The 2592-nt window shown below is 45.9% G+C and carries 3 protein-coding genes and 1 pseudogene; all 4 read left to right on the top strand.

Translation table 11 applies throughout. The features are described from left to right. Positions 1 to 860 (top strand): RHS repeat-associated core domain-containing protein (locus L975_RS16385; protein ID WP_177326658.1); only part of this gene is annotated, 860 nt, incomplete at its 5' end. A 2-nt stretch (positions 861 to 862) separates the two neighbouring features. Further along, positions 863 to 1423, top strand: coding sequence for a hypothetical protein (locus L975_RS16380; RefSeq protein ID WP_047709335.1), 561 nt, complete (start codon positions 863 to 865; stop codon positions 1421 to 1423). A 359-nt stretch (positions 1424 to 1782) separates the two neighbouring features. Continuing rightward, positions 1783 to 2148: a hypothetical protein gene (locus tag L975_RS16375; RefSeq protein WP_047709334.1), complete on the top strand. Its 366-nt coding sequence runs from the start codon at positions 1783 to 1785 to the stop codon at positions 2146 to 2148. 131 nt (positions 2149 to 2279) lie between these two features. Beyond that, positions 2280 to 2592, top strand: a pseudogene (locus tag L975_RS16370) (RHS domain-containing protein); the annotation flags it as partial.

Raw genomic sequence — 2592 nt, 5'->3', positions numbered from 1 at the left:
TCCACTATCGCTGGGACGGTGACCAGCTGGTGCAGCAACAAAGCTACCGGGCCGATGGCAACGCCGCCCGTCAGGTGCAGTGGGTGTATGAGCCGGGCAGCTTCAGACCACTGGCCCAGTGGGAAGCAGGTGAACAGGACGAGCGTCTGCACTATATCGTGACGGACGTGGCGGGCACAGCCCGCGAGCTGTGCAGCGAAGCCGGTGACATTATCTGGCGTGGTGAACAGCGGCTGTGGGGCAACTATCGCGCAGATACCATCCCTCAACCGCTCAGGCGCTTCCTTGGGGATGCGGCCAACGACGAGACCTACTGCGAGCTGCGCTATCAGGGGCAGATTTATGACCAGGAGACGGGGCTGTATTACAACCGGCACCGTTACTTTGACCCTGAGTTGGGGCAATATATCTCGCCAGATCCGATAGGTTTTGCGGGAGGGCTGAGGCCACAGGGATATGTGCATAATCCGCTGGAGTGGGTTGATCCGCTGGGGTTGGAGAGATTTCCCACGTGGATGTCGACCAAGCAAGTCTATGAGCGACATCATATTATCCCATATGAACATCGTAATCATGATTTTTTCAACAGGACTGACTTGAATATTAATGGTGCAACCAACATGATTTATCTCCCTGTCGCGGATAATATTCATCCTACAAAGATGGTGCATCATAACTTCAAGTTAGATGGTAAACCTCACTCGGAGTACAATGCAGCTATGAGAGATAGGCTCGACGCTCTTGAATTGCAAGCTCAGAGAGAAGGTTGGAGTAAAGAGAAAGCGAATCAGGAAGCTTTAAAATTGCAACATGATACTCGAGCTGCCCTAAATCGCACCAGTTCAAAAAAAGGATGCTAATTATGTATTTCATAATGAAGCCTACACATCAATACAATTGTGATAATGTAGTTGTTGACTTCGGCAATAAGATAAATAAAAAGCTCACTTATTTTGTTTATCATCACGACGAGTTGCCGGAGAGTAATGGTTTGTTGCTAACTGGAGACTCGCAGATATCTGATTTTGAGAAAATAAAGGCTACATCTGATTACTATGATGGAGTCGTATCAATACCTATTATTTCTGGGAAAGCAAAGCAAGTGCTTGAAAAGGAGTTGGATGCACCTTTCATAACTCTCTCGATTGACAATCATGATGATTTCTACACTTTTCCAATTAGTGAGATGAGAGGCTTTGTTGATCTTGATAAATCAACGTACAGGGAGTTGACAGATGGTTCGAAAATAATAGATGCATTTGCCTATAAGCAGGTTGATGATGACTTTTTTATAGCCAAGGATAAAAGCTATCCATATAAATTCTTTGTCAGTCAACGTTTTATAGATTTATGCAGGGAAAATAGCCTAAAAATTGATTTTGATGTTGTTGTTATTGGCAAGCCAAGGTCATTTTTCTCTTGAATAATACAGGGGGTAGACTCAATTAAATTACAGGTACAGTTCTGATCATCACTCTATTGTTGCCTAAATCAGTCACAACCTATGACCTCCCCAGCCCCAAGTACCCACATACTAGGGGCTTTTTTATTAGTAGGCGGTGATGCCTCTAATCAGTTGAAGTGATGCTTTTCGATGAAGGCGCTGATGACTTTTACGTGGAGCTCAACAGAGGCAGATTCTTTTGCAAGCTAGTCGCATGAGGCGCGTTCTGCTCATCAGATTGTTGCGCTCGCACTGTACACATTACACCGTCTCAATCGAGCGGTGGCATTACCAACGTTTGATTGAATAGCGATACATTAATTATACAGGTACTTTTTATGAAAAAGATCTATCTCAATACTCTGCTTATATCCCTCACTCTATTTTCTGCGCTGGTTAAAAGTGAGGAACCTCAGTGGCTGGAAGGTGTGTATGTCAATGAAGATCATGACGCGCTAGCAAAATCACTGACCTTTTGTAAGGCGGGAATGGCCCTTTATGATTTTATTAATGCAGGGTATGTTGTCGAAGGGAAAGGGGATGACAGGGTTATTACACTCTATTCCAATGGAGCATTTAAGCTAAAGGTTGCAGAAAATGGAAAAATTTTGATGCCTGATGATGATTTCACAAAACAGTGGCTGACAAAAAGTCGTCTTAAACTCGACGCAACACAACCTTATGAATGTAAACCTGGCTTCTGATTATCCTGGCTCTGTTGATTTTTACTGATCGCTAAATAGCAGGGTTTTACCTGCATAAAAACCTCTGCTTCCTGCATGAAAGTAATTATCGCAGCAGCATGAAAAATAATATTACTACTTCACGAGTAACCCGGGCCGATGGCAACGCCGCCCGTCAGGTACAGTGGGTCTATGAGCCGGGCAGCTTCAGACCACTGGCCCAGTGGGAGGCTAGTGAACAGGACGAGCGTCTGCACTATATCGTGACCGATGTGGCGGGCACCGCTCGCGAGCTGTGCAGCGAAGCCGGTGACATTATCTGGCGCGGTGAACAACGGCTGTGGGGCAACTATCGCGCAGATGCCATCCCGCAACCGCTCAGGCGCTTTCTTGGGGATGCAGCCAATGACGAAACTTATTGTGAGCTGCGCTATCAGGGGCAGATTTATGACCAGGAGACGGGGC

Origin of the sequence: Plesiomonas sp. ZOR0011 (assembly GCF_000800945.1) — a bacterium.
GTDB classification, from domain to species: Bacteria; Pseudomonadota; Gammaproteobacteria; order Enterobacterales; family CAMTGL01; genus Plesiomonas; species Plesiomonas shigelloides.
This window is presented reverse-complemented; position numbering and strand designations above follow the sequence as displayed.